The sequence below is a fragment of the Sinorhizobium meliloti genome (genome assembly GCF_017876815.1).
In the GTDB taxonomy this organism is placed as follows: domain Bacteria; phylum Pseudomonadota; class Alphaproteobacteria; order Rhizobiales; family Rhizobiaceae; genus Sinorhizobium; species Sinorhizobium meliloti.
Genome location: NZ_JAGIOS010000001.1, coordinates 1,187,610 through 1,204,460 on the forward strand (window position 1 = coordinate 1,187,610; position 16,851 = coordinate 1,204,460).

At 63.9% G+C, this 16,851-nt stretch carries 18 protein-coding genes; 6 read left to right on the top strand and 12 right to left on the bottom strand.

Annotated features, from left to right (window positions below; translation table 11 throughout):
• The 8 genes from JOH52_RS05710 to JOH52_RS05745 form a co-directional block, all read right to left on the bottom strand.
• The gene (locus JOH52_RS05710; RefSeq protein WP_010968385.1) at positions 1 to 1,011 is read right to left on the bottom strand and encodes a type II secretion system F family protein; all 1,011 of its coding nucleotides are present in this window, start codon (positions 1,009 to 1,011) and stop codon (positions 1 to 3) included.
• 58 nt (positions 1,012 to 1,069) lie between these two features.
• Positions 1,070 to 2,539 (bottom strand): TadA family conjugal transfer-associated ATPase, encoded by a 1,470-nt coding sequence (locus JOH52_RS05715; RefSeq protein WP_013844977.1) that lies wholly within the window; start codon positions 2,537 to 2,539, stop codon positions 1,070 to 1,072.
• Positions 2,540 to 2,600: 61 nt separating this feature from the next.
• Entirely contained in the window at positions 2,601 to 3,887 is a 1,287-nt protein-coding gene (locus JOH52_RS05720; protein ID WP_010968383.1) for a CpaE/TadZ family protein, read from the bottom strand.
• 22 nt (positions 3,888 to 3,909) lie between these two features.
• Positions 3,910 to 4,590 (bottom strand): CpaD family pilus assembly protein, encoded by a 681-nt coding sequence (locus JOH52_RS05725; RefSeq protein WP_010968382.1) that lies wholly within the window; start codon positions 4,588 to 4,590, stop codon positions 3,910 to 3,912.
• Between the two features lie 56 nt (positions 4,591 to 4,646).
• The gene (locus JOH52_RS05730) at positions 4,647 to 6,182 is read right to left on the bottom strand and encodes a type II and III secretion system protein family protein (RefSeq protein ID WP_010968381.1); all 1,536 of its coding nucleotides are present in this window, start codon (positions 6,180 to 6,182) and stop codon (positions 4,647 to 4,649) included.
• A 12-nt stretch (positions 6,183 to 6,194) separates the two neighbouring features.
• The gene (cpaB, locus tag JOH52_RS05735) at positions 6,195 to 7,004 is read right to left on the bottom strand and encodes a Flp pilus assembly protein CpaB (RefSeq protein WP_010968380.1); all 810 of its coding nucleotides are present in this window, start codon (positions 7,002 to 7,004) and stop codon (positions 6,195 to 6,197) included.
• A gap of 127 nt (positions 7,005 to 7,131) precedes the next feature.
• Complete coding sequence (locus JOH52_RS05740) at positions 7,132 to 7,656, bottom strand: A24 family peptidase (RefSeq protein ID WP_010968379.1); 525 nt, start codon at positions 7,654 to 7,656, stop codon at positions 7,132 to 7,134.
• An 83-nt stretch (positions 7,657 to 7,739) separates the two neighbouring features.
• A complete protein-coding gene (locus tag JOH52_RS05745; RefSeq protein WP_010968378.1) occupies positions 7,740 to 7,922 on the bottom strand; it encodes a Flp family type IVb pilin in 183 nt (60 codons plus the stop codon).
• A 251-nt stretch (positions 7,923 to 8,173) separates the two neighbouring features.
• Here JOH52_RS05745 and JOH52_RS05750 point away from each other — a divergent pair, with 251 nt between their 5' ends.
• The 6 genes from JOH52_RS05750 to upp all read left to right on the top strand — a co-directional run bounded on the left by JOH52_RS05750 (position 8,174) and on the right by upp (position 13,195).
• Positions 8,174 to 8,590: a pilus assembly protein N-terminal domain-containing protein gene (locus JOH52_RS05750; RefSeq protein ID WP_003536154.1), complete on the top strand. Its 417-nt coding sequence runs from the start codon at positions 8,174 to 8,176 to the stop codon at positions 8,588 to 8,590.
• A 246-nt stretch (positions 8,591 to 8,836) separates the two neighbouring features.
• The gene (locus JOH52_RS05755) at positions 8,837 to 9,451 is read left to right on the top strand and encodes a TadE/TadG family type IV pilus assembly protein (protein WP_010968377.1); all 615 of its coding nucleotides are present in this window, start codon (positions 8,837 to 8,839) and stop codon (positions 9,449 to 9,451) included.
• Between the two features lie 7 nt (positions 9,452 to 9,458).
• Positions 9,459 to 10,043 carry a TadE/TadG family type IV pilus assembly protein gene (locus JOH52_RS05760; protein WP_010968376.1) on the top strand — a complete coding sequence of 195 codons (585 nt, stop codon included), beginning with the start codon at positions 9,459 to 9,461 and terminating at the stop codon, positions 10,041 to 10,043.
• 220 nt (positions 10,044 to 10,263) lie between these two features.
• Positions 10,264 to 11,484, top strand: a complete 1,221-nt coding sequence (locus JOH52_RS05765) for a phosphopentomutase (protein WP_010968375.1) — start codon at positions 10,264 to 10,266, stop codon at positions 11,482 to 11,484.
• Complete coding sequence (locus JOH52_RS05770; RefSeq protein ID WP_010968374.1) at positions 11,481 to 12,455, top strand: adenosine deaminase; 975 nt, start codon at positions 11,481 to 11,483, stop codon at positions 12,453 to 12,455. Before JOH52_RS05765 ends, JOH52_RS05770 begins: the two co-directional genes overlap by 4 nt.
• A gap of 110 nt (positions 12,456 to 12,565) precedes the next feature.
• Positions 12,566 to 13,195, top strand: coding sequence for a uracil phosphoribosyltransferase (upp, locus tag JOH52_RS05775; protein ID WP_003536149.1), 630 nt, complete (start codon positions 12,566 to 12,568; stop codon positions 13,193 to 13,195).
• A gap of 103 nt (positions 13,196 to 13,298) precedes the next feature.
• On the opposite strand, the gene deoA is transcribed toward upp, so the two are convergent.
• Genes deoA through JOH52_RS05795 form a run of 4 tightly spaced genes read right to left on the bottom strand, consistent with a single transcriptional unit; the run spans position 13,299 to position 16,849 of the window.
• On the bottom strand, positions 13,299 to 14,621 hold the full coding sequence (gene deoA / locus JOH52_RS05780) for a thymidine phosphorylase (protein WP_010968373.1): 1,323 nt from the start codon (positions 14,619 to 14,621) through the stop codon (positions 13,299 to 13,301).
• Complete coding sequence (locus JOH52_RS05785; protein WP_010968372.1) at positions 14,622 to 15,419, bottom strand: purine-nucleoside phosphorylase; 798 nt, start codon at positions 15,417 to 15,419, stop codon at positions 14,622 to 14,624.
• Positions 15,416 to 15,835 carry a cytidine deaminase gene (locus JOH52_RS05790; protein WP_153318859.1) on the bottom strand — a complete coding sequence of 140 codons (420 nt, stop codon included), beginning with the start codon at positions 15,833 to 15,835 and terminating at the stop codon, positions 15,416 to 15,418. Before JOH52_RS05790 ends, JOH52_RS05785 begins: the two co-directional genes overlap by 4 nt.
• Positions 15,836 to 15,877: 42 nt before the next feature.
• On the bottom strand, positions 15,878 to 16,849 hold the full coding sequence (locus JOH52_RS05795; RefSeq protein WP_003536145.1) for an ABC transporter permease: 972 nt from the start codon (positions 16,847 to 16,849) through the stop codon (positions 15,878 to 15,880).
• Between the last annotated feature and the right edge of the window lie 2 nt (positions 16,850 to 16,851).

Below are 16,851 nucleotides of genomic sequence, written 5' to 3' on the forward strand. Positions count from 1 at the left end.
TCAGATGTCGAAGTTGATCATGTTGCGCATCACCCAGATGCCGATGCTCATCCAGACGGCGGAAGCGCCCATGATGATGTGGCCGCGCGGGTCGGTGAAGAGAACCATCATGTAATCGGGCGAAGTCAGATAGACGAGGGTTGCGACGATGAACGGCAGCGCGCCGATGATACAGGCGGACGCCTTGGCCTCCATCGACAGCGCGCTGACCTTCGCCTTCATCTTCCTGCGTTCGCGCAGCACCTTGGAGAGATTGCCGAGCGCTTCGGACAGATTGCCGCCCGCCTGCGCCTGAATGGCGATGACGATCGCGAAGAAGTTCACTTCCGGCAGCGGGATGCTGTGAATCATGCGGGCGCAGGCTTCGGGAACGTTGAGGCCCACCTGCTGGGACTCGACGACACGGCGGAATTCCGTCCTGACCGGCTCCTGCCCGTCGCTGGCGATCAGCCGCAAGGCGTCGTTCAGCGGCAGCCCCGACTTGATCGAACGGACCATGACATCGAGCGAATTCGGAAACTCGTCGAGAAACTTTCTGCAACGGCGTTTGACCATGGAGCCGACGATCCATCGCGGCAGGCCGGCCGCGCCTATCAGGGCAACGCCCGCGGCAATGAGCAGCCCCGCCCCTGCCAGGAGGACGACAAGGAAGGCGAACAGTCCGAAAAGCGCGCTGAACAGGTAGAACTGCGCGAGCGATATCGAAAGACCGGCCTGCAGCAGGCGCTTCTTCATCGAAGGCGCCGTATTGGCGGATTTTTCCTGCTGCTTTTTCTCGAGTTCCTTCAGCGAATCCTGAACGGATTTGCGTCGCTTCGACATCTCGTTGACGCGGTCGCGCGCCGCCTTGATCTTGGTGCGGTCCGTCTCGGAGGCGCTGACCCGGCGCAGGCGGCCCTCCGCCTTCTTCTCGGTCTCGATCTGGGGGTAGAGCACACCATAGGCGAGTGCTGCCGCCGCCAGGGCGACGAGGCCGGCCAATCCCAGGACGGTGATGTCTATGCCGAACATCGCTCGGTCTGTCCCTTCGCGTCGAAGGCATGCGGAACCGCAGCCTGCCTGTACCGCTCTATTGTTGCTTTTCCATCGCGTCGAGGGTCGCAGCGAGCCGCTTGTCCTCGTTGAAATAACGGGCCCGGTCCCAGAAATGCGGCCGGCCGATGCCGGTCGAGACGTGGCGGCCGACGATCCGGCCATTGGCGTCCTCGCCGTCGATCTCGTAGCGCATCAGGTCCTGGGTGATGATCACGTCGCCTTCCATGCCGGTGACCTCGGTGATGTGGGTGATCCGGCGCGATCCGTCACGCAGGCGCGAGGCCTGGATGATCACGTCCACCGAGCCGGAGATGATCTCGCGAACGGTCCTGGCCGGCAGGGTATAGCCGCCCATGGCGATCATCGATTCCATGCGGCTCAGGCATTCGCGCGGGGTGTTTGCGTGGATCGTTCCCATTGAGCCGTCATGGCCGGTGTTCATCGCCTGCAGCAGGTCGAAGACTTCCGGGCCGCGCACTTCGCCGACGATGATTCGCTCCGGGCGCATGCGCAGGCAGTTCTTCACGAGGTCGCGCATGGTGATCTCGCCCTCGCCCTCGATGTTCGGCGGGCGCGTCTCGAGCCGGACGACATGCGGCTGCTGCAGTTGCAATTCGGCCGAGTCCTCGCAGGTAATGATCCGCTCGGTGCTGTCGATATAGCGCGTCAGGCAGTTGAGCAGCGTCGTCTTGCCGGAGCCGGTGCCGCCGGAAATCACGATGTTGCAGCGGACGCGGCCGATGATCTGCAGCAGGACGGCGGCCTCGGGCGTGATCGAGCCGAAGCGCACCAGCTGCTCCAGCGTCAGCTTGTCCTTCTTGAACTTGCGGATGGTGAGCGCCGTACCGTCGATCGCGAGCGGCGGCGCGATGACGTTGACGCGTGACCCGTCCGGCAGACGCGCATCGCAGATCGGGCTCGATTCGTCGACGCGCCGGCCTACCTGGCTGACGATGCGCTGGCAGATCGACAGCAGTTGCCCGTTGTCGCGGAACCGGATCTCCGATTCCTCGACCTTGCCGCCCACTTCGATGAAGATTTGCCCGGCGCCGTTGACCATGATGTCGGCGATGTCGTCGCGCGCGAGCAATGGCTCCAGCGGTCCGTAACCGAGCACGTCGTTGCAGATGTCGTCGAGCAGTTCCTCCTGCTCGGAGATCGACATCGCGAAGTTCTTGATGGTGATGATATCGTTGACGATATCGCGGATTTCCTCGCGCGCGCTCTCGATATCGAGCTTGGAGAGCTGCGACAGGTCGATCGTGTCGATCAGCGCGGAGAAGACCTGCGATTTCGTGTCGTAATAATCTTCCGCCCTCGGCGCGCGGCGCCGCTGGGGCGGCGCTGCCGCCTGCGGGCGGGATGGCGCAGCGACCGTCTCGCCGAGGACGGGCGCGGCGGAACGCTCCACCGGTACCGGCTGGACGGCGGGCATCGGGGGCGCAGGCGAGAAGCCGCGCGCACCACCCTTGCCAGGACCTTCATTTCCGCGTTTGCCAAACATCACTTCATTCCAGTTGCTTCATCGATCCCCGCCCTGCGGGTGCAGGATCGGAAATATTCCGCTACCGCCTGCCGAGCTTCGCCAGAACCTTTCCGAGCCCCCCCCGGCGCGCCTTCTTTATGGCGGTGCGCCCGGTCAAGAGGTGGGACAGCTGCGCGAAGGTCTCGGCGGCCGGCGACTTCCGGTCGATCTCCGCGATCATGCGGCCGCTGTTGGAGGCATTGCCGAAGAGGACCGCATCGAACGGAATGATCGCGGCGGCCTCGATCTCCAGCGACGCGCAGAACTCGTCGGGAGCGATCTCCGGACGCTTGGGCACGCCCACCTGGTTGAGCACGAGATGCGGCACCTTGTCGTTCGGCCTCAGTTTCTTCAAGGCATCGAGCAGGTTCTTCGCGTTCCTGAGGCTTGCCAGATCCGGGGCGGCGGTGATGACCACCTCGTCGGCCGCCGAAAGCACCGAGCGGGTCCAGTCGGTCCAGCCATGCGGCAGGTCCAGGACGGATACCGGCGCACTGCGCTGGAGGATTTCCAGGATCGGCTGAAAGGCACCCGTCTCGAAATCATAGGCGCGGTCGAGCATGGAGGGCGCCGCCAGCAGCGACAGATGCTCCGAGCACCTGGTCAGGAGCCGGTCGAGAAAGACCTCGTCCAGCCGCTCCGGCGCGAATACGGCCTCGGCGATCCCCTGTGGCGGGTCCTGGTCGAAGTCGATATTGGCTGTTCCGTAAGGCAGATCGAGATCGGCAAGGATCGTCTCGGTCGAGAAAAGATTGGAAATGCCCCAGGCGCAATTATGGGCGATGACCGACGAGCCACAGCCGCCCTTTGCGCCGATGAAGGCAAGGCTGCGTCCGAGCGGCTCCGCCTCCGGATCCACGAAGATCGCCGAGACGGCGCTCAGCATATCGGCCATTCCGACCGGCGCGACCATATATTCGGAAATGCCGTTGCGGATCAGCTCGCGATAGAGCGCGATGTCGTTGTGACGCCCGATGACGATGACCCTGGTGCTCGGATCGCAGACCTCGGCGAGCGGCGCCAGCTCCGAAAGCAGCGCGCCGGGCTCGGTGGCGGTTTCGAGGATGATCAGATTGGGCGTCGAGGCGCCGGCGAAGGTATTCGCGGCGGCTGCGATGCCGCCGCCGGTAACCCGCAGGCTCACCTTCGCCATGCGGCGATCCTGGCCGCAGCGCTCCATGAGCCGCTGCACGGCTTCGCTTTCGCAGAAGGCATGGATCGAGATGCGCGGCAGAGGCCGGAGCTGCTCGAGGTCGCCGGGGCGCGTTCCGTCCGCGGGCCAATCGCCGGTTCCGCCGCTGTCGATCGTGTATTCAATGGCGTTCATCGTTTTTCCTCGAAGGCCCGTATCAGTTGAAGACGATCGTCGTTCCGCCGTCGCCCTTATCCGTGCCGCGCCAGCTGTCGATCACCTGGCCCCGCTGCTCGGCATCGATCGGCGACATCTGGCGCGGGCCGACGAGATCCGTCGGGTTGGCGATCTGTGCCGCGAGATTGGACTGGGTGGCGCAGCCGAAATTGTAGTAGTTGCGGTTTTCCAGCGTGTTCAGCGCCAGATCTTCCGGCCACGCGCCGCAGGGCGCGGTCTGCGCAGTTATCGCGACATAGCTCAGGCGGATCGGTGCGGCGTCGCCCGTCACGGAGGCGTCATAGGTGGTTTCGATCATCTTCTTCGGCGATACGCCGCTGGCCGCCAGCAAGCGGCGGATGTCCTTGCGGACGATCTGCGCGGCATGGCCGTTCACCGATCCGCGCGGCAGCATGATCTGAATGACGCTGCTGGACGCATTGCGATATTCGGCGGCAAAGCCGCGAATGACGTCGCGCGTCCCCTGGGTGAGCCGCGTATCGCCGGAGGCAATGGGAATGTCGATCGTCCGCTCGCCCTCCGTCAGCACGATCGGATGCCGGGTGCGGTAATCGTCCGGAAGAGCACCGGTCGCGAGCTTGTCCTTGCTGGCGCAGCCTGCCAGGAGGGCGGCGACGATCGCATACAGGACCACACGATGCGGCAAGCGGTTCAGGGCCATCGGGGGCTGCCTTTCAAGACTGGTTCGAGCTGCGCTTCGCTTCTGCATGGCCCGGCCTATTTGTAGATGAAGCCGACATTGCCGTGGTAGCGGCCGGCGGGCGGCTGCGCCTCGGGGCGTCCATAGATCCGGTTGACCCGGCCGAGGAAAAAGCTTTCGAGATCGTTCGCCGGGTTGAAGTTGTCGTCCGGACGCGAGATCGCGCTGCGGGCAACCGGCCTTACGAGATAGGGCGTTGCGATGATGACGAGTTCCGTTTCGCTGCGCTGGAAATCCTTGCTGCGGAAGAGCGTGCCGAGGATCGGGATCTTCGAGGCGCCGGGCAGGCCCGACATCGCCTGGCGGATATTGTCCTGGACGAGGCCGGCGATCACGATCGAGCCGCCGGACGGCAGTTCGACGCTGGTCGAGGCTTCGCGCCGGCGGATGCCGAGGAAGGTGTTGCCGGGAATGGCGGTCATGCTGTTGCCCGTGACCACCGAGCCCTCATAGGTCGGCTCCGAGACATCGGTTTCGATCTGCAGGCTGATGCGGCCGGGGCCGAGAACGACCGGCTTGAAATTCAGCCGGATGCCGTATTCCACGTCGTTGACCTCACGCTCTACCGTGGTTTGGCCGGTCTCGTCGTCCGTCGAGACCTCCTGCACGCCGGCAAGCCGGAACTCGCCGCCGACGTAGAACTTCGCCTCCTGGCCGGAAATCGCCGTCAGGCTCGGCTCGGCGAGCGTGCGCATGACGCCGGCCTGTTCCATTGCGTTGATATAGCTCGAAATGGTTGTGGGGCCGATCGAACCCTTGATGAGGGCATTCGTGCCGACGGCGATCGCGTCGCCGAGATTGGCCGGGTTACGGAAGCTGATGCCGCTTTCGCCATCGGAGACGCGGCCGTTGAAGCCGAGCTGCTTCAGTACCTGGCGGCTGACCTCGGCCACGGTGACTTTCAGCGTCACCTGATCGTCGCCCTCGATCGTCAGCAGATTGACGATCTGCGAGTTCTGCCGGTCCTCGGCGAAAATATCGGCATCGCCGTTATTGCCCTGGGCGGTGATGTTGCGCGTGGTCGCCTCGCCGCCCTTCAGGAAGGCGCGTGCGAGATCGACGGCCCTGGTCGAGTCGAGGGGCGTGCGGACCGTGCCTGTCAGCACCACGTTGTCCGAGATGATTTCGACATTGATATCCGCATCGGGAATGAAGCGACGGAGGTTCGCCTCCAGACCGGCAACGTCGCGCTCGACGGCGACCTCCAGGCTGACGATCTCCTCGCCGCCAGGTCCGAAGACGAAGATGTTCGTTTGGCCGACGGACTTGCCGAAGAGATAGATGCGGCGCGAGGTGCGGGTGATCGCGTCGGCGAGCGAGGGATCGGCGACGAGAATGTCGTGAGCGTCGCTCGGCAGATCCACGACGACCGCCTTGTTGAGACCGAGATTGATGGTCTTCCGGGCGCCCGGGCCGCTATCGACGATCCTCACGACAGAGGAGGATGCGGCCTCTGCGGCCGGGAGGGTCGGCAGCGCCATGCCCGAAAAGGTCAGACAGAAGGAGAGGCCGGCTGCGAGAGACGCCCGAAACTTTTTTGCGATCGGTTTCACCTTGCGCCCGTCCTACTTCTGGTTCTGGAGGGCCACACCGTCGCCCTTGACGATGGAGCCCGACTTGATGACCTGAATGCTCGGCCGGCCGTCGCCGTTGAGAAGGTAGTCGGCAGCCGTGGTGTCCGGCTCCTGCGCATCGGCGACGCTGCGCAGCGCCAGCGAGATGCGGTCCGCCATCTGCTGCGCCACGGTCATGACCTTCGATTGATCCGGCGTCAGCTCCAGCGTCGCGGTCGTACCGACGACCGCTTTCGAGCCGTCTTCCTTCTCCTCGATCTGCTGATCGATCGCGAGCACGCGGACATTGCTCAGGACGGTTTCGGTCAGATAGAGATCGCCGTCGGACTTGCGCACCATGATCACGTCGACGCGATCGTTCGGCAGGATGAAGCCGCCGGCGCCGGTCGCGACCGTGATCTCCGTGGCGACGGCGCGCTTTCCGGCCGGCAGCAGCGACGACATGATCCGGTTCGATGCGTCGGCGATCTTTTCCTGGCGGACCGGCTCCCCGGTGAAGATCGGCAGACGGACCACTGCGCCGGCAAGATCTTCGACGGCTGCGGGACGGTTTTCCTCGGTGATCATGCCTTCGGCGACACCGTCCTTCGGCCAGGCCTTCCAATGGATGGAATCGGCGCCGAGACGGGAGCCGACCGGCAGGCTCTTGCCGGCGACGAGCACATTGATGGTCGGCGCCTGCTCGATGACGGGTTCCGCCGTCTGCGGGGCGGGCGCCCGGGTGAGCTTCATCGCCAGCAGCCCGGCCATGGCAGCCGAGCCGATGGCCACCGCCAGAATGATAATGCGCACCGGTCTCATGATCGCCCCAAATCCCCGAGAATTGCCCAGGATCAGGTTGATCAGGAATTGGTGTAATTATGGTTAACGGTTTGCTTATGGAGAAGGTTAGCGGGGGCTGCGCCGGGGCCGCTGAGCGAAATCCGCATCAGGAGAGCTGCGCGAAGGCTAGCTGCATCAGCGGGGAAGAGGGATAGGCTGCGAACCCGCCGAGAGCGATGGCGATGCCGTAGGGGATTTTCTTGGCGGTCAGCAAGAGACGCGGAACTGGGATGCGAGCGGCAAGAATTAGGTTCTCCTTGCTGCGCAAGAGCAGAACGATCAGAGTCAGGAATCCGCCGAAGAACGAAACGTATACGAGGAATGTCACGAGTGACTCGTTGAAACCGAACCAAGCGGCGCTTGCCGTTAACAGCTTTGCATCTCCGCCACCCATCACGTTTGCCGCGAATAGGGCGAAGGAGACCGCAAAGATGAGCCCCGCGGCTACGGTGTGCAAGCCAAGCTGCGCGAGATCAAGACCAGCAAGCGGCGCGACGAAGAAAAACGACACGAGCAAAACCAGGGAAACGCGGTTCGGAATTGTCATTGTGAGCAGATCGGACAACGCGGCTAGTGCAAGGGAAAAGGGAAAGACAACCAGAATAGTCGCATTGATCATCTCGAGCTCCATCCGGCTGTCCCCGGCGAAAAGACAAGATTAGAAAAAGTAAGCCGCCCCTAAGGGCGGCCCCCTGTTAGGTAATCAGTCGGCCGTTACGGGGCGTTCGGTTCAACGTTCAGATATCCGCCCAAATTGGTGAACTGAGTGCTAAGTGCCCCGCCGAGCGTCTGCGCGCCGCCAATCAGCGCCACAGAGATCAGAGCTGCGATCAGCCCGTATTCGATTGCGGTTGCGCCGGACTCGTCCTTCATCAGGCGTGCAAAAATGGTCTTCATGACTATTCTCCTCAAACTTCACTTGTTGTTCAGCACGTCCGTCAAACTGTTGCCGTTGATCGGATACCCTGAATTTAGCGGGGGCTAATTGCTTTCCGCTTAAGGAAACCGGTTACCGTCACGTTAAGGGAAACTCGCTTTTTCCTGGGTAAATGTCCGGAAAATGGATGCCTTAAATTGCGCCGCATCGACGTAACCATTCGTTCACCAAAAGGCGCCAAGATGCGGCAGATAGACCGTCAGGACGCGCCATGAACATGCCCTCAGCGGCCCCGCGGGCCGCACTGCTTGCAACCACTGCACTTCTGGCGATCGCCGCACCGGGCGGAGCCCGCGCGGCCGAAGAAATGATGCGCGTCTATATGGACCACGCCCGCGTGCTGAAGCTCGACCGGCCGGTCAGCAAGGTGATCATCGGCAATGCGGAGGTTGCCGACGCGACCGTGGCGGATGCGAAGACCATCGTGCTGACCGGGCGCAATTTCGGCACCACCAATCTCGTCATCCTCGACCAGGACGGCAACGCCATGGTCGACGAGCGCATCCTGGTATCGATCGACGAGGGCAACACCGTACGCGTGTACAAGCAGACCGTCCGCACCGTTCTCTCCTGCACGCCCAATTGCGAGCGTGCGGAACGACAGGCTTCCGCCTCAAGCGGCAATTAAGACCGGGAAATTCGCCCTGCCCCTCACCCTAACCCTCTCCCCGCAAGCGGGGAGAGGGGACTTAAGCCGCAAAGCGAGCCGCTTATCCCTTCTCCCCGCTTGCGGGGAGAAGGTCGCGGCAGCGGGATGAGGGGCCCTTCCGGCCTCTGCTTCAGAACCACTAAAATTCTCCGGGTCCTCGAAAACGAATCTTCAACAGTCGCCGTGTATTTTTGCGCCAACCAGTTGACATGATGGAACGGCGCGATGTCGATCGACGAGAAAGCATCCACTCCCCGGGCGCCCTTGCCGCGCGGCCTGTTTCGGCGCCTCATCGGCGACCGGAAAGGTGCGACGGCGATCGAATTCGCGATCCTTGCGCTGCCCTTCTTCATCGTCGTCTTCGCCTCGATCGAGACATTCATCGCTTTTGCCGGCGAGCAATTGCTGGCCAATGCGACGGATACGCTGGCGCGGAAAATCCGCACGGGTGAAATCACCACCGATATCGGCAAGCCCGGCTTCACGACAGAAACCCAGTTCCGTCAGGCTTTCTGCGACGAAATCGCGATCATGATGACCTGTTCGGCGACCGAGGCGGAGCAAGCCTCGAAACTCCATCTCGATGTCCGCAAGCTTCCCGCCGATCTCAGCGCGTTTCCGAAAGCGGTGCCGCGGAACGGCTCCGATCTCGACACCAGCGGCTTCACTTTCGCGCCCGGCGGGCCAAACGACTACACCATGGTACGGGCCTATTACCGCTGGACCGTGATCACCGATCTCGTTCGTCCCCTGGTGACCAAGCTCAGACCCGCCGGCGACAGCATGCCGCGCGACTATCTGATGGTCTCCACCGCCACCTTCCGCAACGAAAACTATTGAGGCTGCCATGGACCGCCTTCACACGCGCAAACAGCACCTGTGGGGAGCCTTCCACGGCCTGTTACGGGACCGCCGCGGCGCCGGTGCCGTCGAATTCGCCATTGTCGCGCCGCTTCTGATCGCGGCCTATGTCGGCGCTTTCGAGCTTTCTCTGGGGTTCACGGTCGCGCGCAAGGTCGGGCGGGCGTCGAGTGCGGTGAGCGATATCGTCACCCAGGAGCAGCAGGTGAGCAAGGCCTTCCTGGACGGCATGCGCAACGTCGCGAGAAACATGCTCGTCCCCTATGACGGCTCCGACTACGACCTCAAGATCACCGGTATCCAGGTGAACGGCACGACGGAAGGCAAGGTCGCCTGGTCCCGGGGCTGGTCGGACGCGAGCGACGGCGCCACGGTTCCCTACGCGGTCAATTCCGTCGTCAGCGTTCCGGCCGATCTAGACGCGGTGAATGCCTTCGTCGTGCGCACCGAACTCGTCGTCAACCACCAGCTTTCCCTGTTCGGCTCGGACGCCGGCGGCACGATCCCGCTCTCCAGGACCTCCTATTACCGCCAGCGCTTCGGCACGACCATCAACTGCACGGATTGCTGACCGGTCTGGAGCGGGATGAGGAAAGTGTGCGCGGTCTTCCGCCCGCCTACCCCCTCTGGCCGGCAGGCCAGAGGGGGTGCGCCTCCGACGACATGCATCAATTGCAATGGACAAGGCGGCGCGCTATTTCTGCCGGATTGTGCGGCGACGGCCGCGAAAGTCTTAATGGCACCGGCTCGCCGCTTATCGCGCTCGCGCCCGGGATCAGTCAGGGTGTTTCATGGCGCGTGCGTTCCTTTTCGTCCTCGATTCCTTCGGCATCGGCAATGCGCCGGACGCAGAGGCTTTCGGCGATCTCGGCGCCGATACGCTCGGACACATCGCGGAGTTCTGCGCGGCGGGAGCCGCCGACCGGGCGGGCCTCCGGGAAGGGCCGCTCCATCTGCCCAACATGTCGGCGCTCGGTCTCATGCATGCGGCGCGGCTTGCAACCGGGCGGCTTCCCGCCGGCATGGCGCTGCCGGAACGCGTCTATGGGATCTACGGCGCGGCAAGCGAAGTCTCGCGCGGCAAGGACACGCCGTCCGGCCATTGGGAAATCGCCGGCACGCCGGTGACCTTCGACTGGGGCTATTTTCCGGCCGAAGGCGACGCCTTCCCTCCCGAACTCGTCGAAGCGATCTGTCGCGAGGGCGACGTGCCCGGCATTCTCGGCAATTGCCATGCTTCGGGTACCGACATCATCGCCCGCCACGGCGAAGAGCATATGCGGAGCGGCAAGCCGATCTGCTACACCTCGTCCGATTCCGTCTTTCAGATCGCCGCGCATGAACAGACCTTCGGGCTGGAGCGCCTGCTGAACCTCTGCGAGGTCGTCCGCCGGCTCGTCGACGACTACAATATCGGCCGCGTGATCGCACGGCCCTTCGTCGGCAGCGACCCGGGCAGCTTCACGCGCACCGGCAACCGTCGTGACTATTCGGTGCTGCCGCCGGAGCCGACCGTTCTCGACCGGCTGCAGGAGGCCGGGCGCACGGTGCACGCGATCGGGAAGATCGGCGATATCTTCGCGCATCAGGGTGTGACCAGGCTCACCAAGGCCAACGGCAACATGGCGCTGTTCGACGCCAGTCTGGAAGCCATCGAAGAGGCCGAAGACGGGGCGCTCGTCTTCACCAATTTCGTGGATTTCGACATGCTTTACGGCCATCGCCGCGACGTGTCCGGCTATGCCGCCGCGCTCGAAGCCTTCGACGCACGCCTGCCCGATCTCGACCGCCGGCTGAAACCGGGCGACATGGTGATCCTGACCGCCGACCATGGCTGCGATCCGACCTGGCGCGGCACCGACCACACGCGCGAGCGCGTGCCGGTCCTGATGTTCGGCCCGACGCTTCGCAGCCGCTCCTTCGGCATCGCCGACAGCTTCGCCCATATCGGCGAAACCGTCGCAAGACATCTCGGCATTGGCGTCGGCCCACATGGGAGAAGCCTCATTTGACCGCTCATCTGAAGAAAGCCGAACTGCATTGCCATATCGAAGGCGCGACGCCGCCGGAACTGGCGCTGAGACAGGCCCGCAAATACGGCGTCGACACCAGCGCGATCATCCGCGACAGGGCCTATGTCTGGGAGGATTTCACCAGTTTCGTAAGGTGTTACGACGCCGTCGCCTCGCTTTTTCGCACCGAGGGTGATTATGCGCTTCTCGCCGAGACCTATCTGACGGAGCTTGCCAAAGCGGGTACGATCTACAGCGAGATCATCGTCTCGCCCGACCACGGCGTAACGATCGGACTCGGCGCCGATGCCTATATCGAGGGCCTCGCCGCCGGCATGGAGGCGGCGAGGGTGAAGACCGGCATCGAATCCCGCATGCTGATCACCGGCATCCGCCATCTCGGTCCCGACTCGGTCATCAGGACCGCCGAATATGCAGCGATGCGCCGGCATCCGCTCGTGACCGGCTTCAATCTGGCCGGCGAGGAGCGCATGCACAGCGTCGCGGAATTCTCCCGCGCCTTCGACATCGTCCGCGATGCCGGCCTCGGCCTGACCATCCACGCCGGCGAGCTTTCCGGCGCATTCAGCGTGCGCGATGCGCTGGACCATGTCCGCCCGGCCCGCATCAGCCACGGGGTCCGGGCGATCGAGGACGGCGATCTCGTGAAGCGCCTTGCCGACGAGGGCGTCGTGCTCGAAGTCTGCCCGGGCTCGAATGTCGCGCTTCAGGTGTTCCCGGACTTCGCCTCGCATCCGCTGCGGCGGCTTTACGAAGCCGGCGTCCGCGTGACGCTCAATTCCGACGATCCTCCCTTCTTCCACACGTCGCTCGCGCAGGAATACGAGATCGCCTTCCACGCGATGGGCTTCTCGGACAGCGAGATCGACCGGATGACGAAGACCGCGATTGAAGCCGCCTTCGTGGACGAGCCGACGCGAGAGAAGTTGCTGGCTGCGTTACATGTCTAGTTGCGCGGATGAGAGGGCGCAACTGCACAAGTTCCGCCTACACCCTTGCGGCCCCCGCCCTTTCCATGGAAAAGAGGGTGGATAGCCAATTTTCGCGGGGAAGATGAGCCATGGACGGCGTAACGGTGATCGGTCATCCGCTGGTGCAGCACAAGCTGACCATCATGCGCAAGAAGGAAACGTCGACTGCGGGCTTCCGCCGGCTGCTCAAGGAAATCTCGACGCTGCTCTGCTATGAGGTCACGCGCGACCTGGAGCTGACGACCGAACGGATCGAGACGCCTCTCGTGGAAACCGACGCGCCGGTGCTCGAGGGCAAGAAGCTCGTCTTCGCTTCCATCCTGCGCGCCGGCAACGGCCTGCTCGAGGGCATGCTCGAACTGGTACCCTCGGCGCGCGTTGCGCATATCGGCGTCTACCGGGACCACGAGACTCTGCAGGCGGTCGAATATTTCTTCAAGGCTCCGGACAACATCAACGAACGCCTCGTCATCGTCGTCGACCCGATGCTCGCCACCGGCAATTCCGCGATCGCGGCCATCGAGAAGCTCAAGGAGCGCGGTGCGCGGAACATCCGCTTCCTCTGCCTGCTTGCCGCTCCGGAGGGTATCCGCAACTTCCAGGGCGCCCATCCGGACGTGCCGATCTTCACGGCCTCGATCGACAGCCATCTCAACGAGAAGGGCTATATCGTGCCGGGCCTCGGCGATGCGGGCGACCGCATGTACGGAACGAAGTAGGGCTGTCGGCCTACCGTCCTGTCGCCTCGGAAAACGGCGCTGCATCTCGTCAACGAGTCTGATAAGTTGCGGGATGCGGGCGTAAAACCGCACACGCTTTTCCTCATCCCGCTCTGAGCTTCGAAACGATCACCGGCCGTCGCGCCGGCTCCTCGTCTGCGATCGCATAGAGCGTTACGACCCGTTTTGCGATCGCCTCGGCCTGGCTTTGGTCGGCAGCATGGACGAAGGCGATCGGCTCGCCCTTTTCGACTTTCGTCCCGAGCGGCCTCAGGCCGGTAAGACCGACGCGGTGATCGATCCGGTCATCCGGGCGGATGCGCCCGCCGCCGAGCTCGATGACTGCCATTCCCAGTTCGCGCGTCTTGCAGGACGTGAGATAACCATGCCGGCCCGCCGGCACGGCAAGGATCGCGGGTGCCTTGGCAAGATAGGCGCCCGGGCGATCGACAAAATCGGCAGGGCCGCCGAGCCGATGCACCATGAGGCCGAAGCGCTCCATCGCCTCCCCGCTCCCCAAAACGCGCCGCGCCATGGCTTCGGCTTCGGCTTCGTGAGCCGCAATACCCGCTGCAACGAGCATCTCCGCAGCCAAGGCCATCACGACCTGATCGAGGCGGGTTCCCGCTTTCTCGCCGCGCAGATAGGCCAGGCAGTTCTCGATTTCGAGCGCGTTGCCGGCCGCGTCCGCCAGCGGCTCGTTCATGTCGGTGATCAGCGCAGAGGTGCGCACGCCCGCACCATTGGCGACCTCGACAAGCGAACGCGCCAGGACTTCGGTTTCGGCAGGATCGGTCATGAAGGAGCCGTTGCCGAGCTTGACGTCGAGCACCAGCGACCGTAGCCCTGCGGCGAGCTTTTTCGACAGGATCGATGCGGTGATCAGCGGCACCGAATCGACCGTCGCCGTCACGTCGCGGATCGCATAGAGGCGCTTGTCGGCCGGCGCCAGATCGGCCGTCTGGCCGATGATCGCGCAGCCGACCTCGTCGGCCACGCGGCGGAACAGTTCCGGCGAAGGCTGGATGTCATAGCCGGGGATCGATTCGAGCTTGTCGAGCGTCCCGCCGGTGTGGCCGAGCCCCCGGCCCGAAATCATCGGCACGGCCGCACCGCAGGCGGCGACGATCGGCGCCAACATGAGCGAGACATTGTCGCCGACTCCGCCCGTCGAGTGCTTGTCGACAATGGGGCGTGCGAGATCGCTCCAGTCGAGCGTTTCCCCGGAATCGCGCATCGCCAGCGTCAGCGCCACGCATTCGTCGCGATTCATGCCGGAGAACCAGACCGCCATGGCGAAGGCAGCCGCCTGCCCTTCCGAGACCGAGCCATCGGTCACGCCCGCGATGAAACCGGCGATCTCCGCCGGATCGAGCCGATCGCCGTCCCTTTTCTTTCGTATGATTTCCTGCGGAAGCATGGCCATTCAGCCTTCGCTCGAGATCATCTCTTTCAGGATTGCCGCCAGCCGCGTGCCGCCGAGCGGCGCCATTTGCTTGGTTTCTTCATGGCTGAGTTCCGACCCGGTCATGCCGGCGGCGAAATTGGTGACGACGGAGGCGGCGGCGACCTTGAGCCCGAAGAACCGGGCGAGAATGACCTCCGGCACCGTGGACATGCCGACCGCATCGGCACCGAGGATACGGGCCATGCGGATTTCGGCCGGCGTCTCGAAACTCGGCCCGGAGAACCACATATAGACGCCGCGCGCGAGCGGGATGCCGAGGCGTTCGGCGGCCTCCTCCATCCCTATGGCCAGCGCCGCGTCATAGGCATTTGTCATGCCGACGAAACGCTCATCGCTTTCGAGGCCGATCAGCGGATTGGCGCCGGCAAAGGCGATGTGATCGGCAATGCGCATGACCGAGCCCGGCGGCATGTCTTCGCGCAGCGACCCGGCGGAATTGGTGAGGATCAGGTTCTCGACGCCGATCCGCTTCAGCGTTTCGATCGGCACGCGCATGGCTTTGGCGTCGCCGCGTTCGTAATAATGGGCACGGCCGGAAAGCACGGCGACGGGAGTGTCGCCGATCCTGCCCGCCACGAACTCGCCGGCATGGCCGGAAACGCTGCTCACCGGAAAGCCCGGTATCTCCGCATAGGGGATGCGCAGCGGCTCCGCCACCGCGTCGACGAGAGAGCCGAGGCCGGAACCGAGTACGATTCCGTAGCGGGGCGCATGCGCTCCGAGCCTGCCCTTGAGGAAGTCCGCCGCCCCCGTCATCCGAGAATCTCCGTCTCGAAGCTGTGCGGCAGCAGGTCGGAGAGCGCCAGCGTCTTCCTGATCCCCGTTTCGTCGCAAAGATAGATGCGGGTGCTCGCACCGGAAAATTCCGCCAGTCGCTGGCGGCAGCCGCCGCAGGGCGGGCAGAGCGCGAGTTTCTCGGCCACCACCGCGACTTCCGTGATCTTGCGCTGGCCGGCCATCACCATATGGCTGATCGCCGTCGTCTCGGCGCACCAGCCCTCAGGAAAGGACAGGTTCTCGATGTTTGCGCCCGTATAGATCCTGCCGTCCTCGGCGCGAATGGCGGCGCCGACCGGAAACTTGGAATAGGGCGCATGCGCCTTTGCCATGGCTTCACGCGCCGCGACAAAGAGTTCGTCCTTGGACATGGGTTTTTCCTTATAGTTATGCATATCGTTATCCCGAAACCGCTGCGCACTTTCGGGCGGCATGCATTAGCGCTCCTTCACATAGGGTACGCCGCCCGCCTTCGGCGGAATGGCCTTGCCGATGAAGCCGGCAAGCAGGATGACGGTGAGGATATAGGGCAGCGCCTGCATGAGCTGCACCGGAACCTGGCCGACAAGCGGCAAGGGCGTGCCCTGCAGACGGATGGCGAGCGCGTCGAGGAAGCCGAAGAGCAGGCAGGCAAACATGATATTGAGCGGGCGCCATTTGGCGAAGATGAGCGCCGCGAGCGCGATATAGCCCTTGCCCGCCGTCATGCCCTTGACGAAGCCCGCCGTCATCGCCAGCGACAGATAGGCGCCGGCAAAGCCGCAGAGAATGCCGCAGCAGATGACCGCGCGATATCTGAGCCAGATCACCGAGATGCCGGCGGTATCGACCGCGCCCGGATTCTCGCCGACGGCGCGCAGCCTCAGGCCGAAACGGGTGCGGTAGAGAATCCACCAGCTGATCGGCACCATCGCGAAGGCGAGATAGGTGAGCAGGAAATGGCCGGACAGGAGGTCCGCATAGACCGGCCCGAGGACGGGGATCTCGCGGATCATGTCCGCGTCGGGGAAGTTGATCGTCTGGAACCGCGCGCCTTCGGCAAGCGCCGGCGTGCGGCCGCCCTGCCGGAACCAGGCCTCCCCCAGGATCACGGTGGAACCGGCGACGATGAAGTTGATCGCCACACCCGAGACGATCTGGTTGCCGCGCTGGGTGATCGAAGCATAGCCGTGGACGAGCGACAGGGCCACGGAAACGAGGATCGCCGCACCGAGCCCCACCCAGACGGACTGCGTGACGGCTGCCGCCGCACCGGCGGCAAAGGCCGCACCGAGCATCTTGCCCTCGAGGCCGATGTCGAAGACGCCGGCGCGCTCGGTGAAGAGGCCGGCAAGGGCTGCGAAGACCAGCGGCACGGAGACGCGGATCGTCGATTCCAGGAGCACGACGAGAACGTGGAAGAAATCCATGG

Coding starts and splice junctions, on each gene's coding strand:
- JOH52_RS05710 (WP_010968385.1), bottom strand. CDS start 1,011: ATGTTCGGCATAGACATCACCGTCCTGGGATTGGCCGGCCTCGTCGCC.
- JOH52_RS05715 (WP_013844977.1), bottom strand. CDS start 2,539: ATGTTTGGCAAACGCGGAAATGAAGGTCCTGGCAAGGGTGGTGCGCGC.
- JOH52_RS05720 (WP_010968383.1), bottom strand. CDS start 3,887: ATGAACGCCATTGAATACACGATCGACAGCGGCGGAACCGGCGATTGG.
- JOH52_RS05725 (WP_010968382.1), bottom strand. CDS start 4,590: ATGGCCCTGAACCGCTTGCCGCATCGTGTGGTCCTGTATGCGATCGTC.
- cpaB (WP_010968380.1), bottom strand. CDS start 7,004: ATGAGACCGGTGCGCATTATCATTCTGGCGGTGGCCATCGGCTCGGCT.
- JOH52_RS05740 (WP_010968379.1), bottom strand. CDS start 7,656: ATGGAGCTCGAGATGATCAATGCGACTATTCTGGTTGTCTTTCCCTTT.
- JOH52_RS05745 (WP_010968378.1), bottom strand. CDS start 7,922: ATGAAGACCATTTTTGCACGCCTGATGAAGGACGAGTCCGGCGCAACC.
- JOH52_RS05750 (WP_003536154.1), top strand. CDS start 8,174: ATGAACATGCCCTCAGCGGCCCCGCGGGCCGCACTGCTTGCAACCACT.
- JOH52_RS05755 (WP_010968377.1), top strand. CDS start 8,837: ATGTCGATCGACGAGAAAGCATCCACTCCCCGGGCGCCCTTGCCGCGC.
- JOH52_RS05760 (WP_010968376.1), top strand. CDS start 9,459: ATGGACCGCCTTCACACGCGCAAACAGCACCTGTGGGGAGCCTTCCAC.
- JOH52_RS05765 (WP_010968375.1), top strand. CDS start 10,264: ATGGCGCGTGCGTTCCTTTTCGTCCTCGATTCCTTCGGCATCGGCAAT.
- upp (WP_003536149.1), top strand. CDS start 12,566: ATGGACGGCGTAACGGTGATCGGTCATCCGCTGGTGCAGCACAAGCTG.
- deoA (WP_010968373.1), bottom strand. CDS start 14,621: ATGGCCATGCTTCCGCAGGAAATCATACGAAAGAAAAGGGACGGCGAT.
- JOH52_RS05785 (WP_010968372.1), bottom strand. CDS start 15,419: ATGACGGGGGCGGCGGACTTCCTCAAGGGCAGGCTCGGAGCGCATGCG.
- JOH52_RS05790 (WP_153318859.1), bottom strand. CDS start 15,835: ATGCATAACTATAAGGAAAAACCCATGTCCAAGGACGAACTCTTTGTC.
- JOH52_RS05795 (WP_003536145.1), bottom strand. CDS start 16,849: ATGGATTTCTTCCACGTTCTCGTCGTGCTCCTGGAATCGACGATCCGC.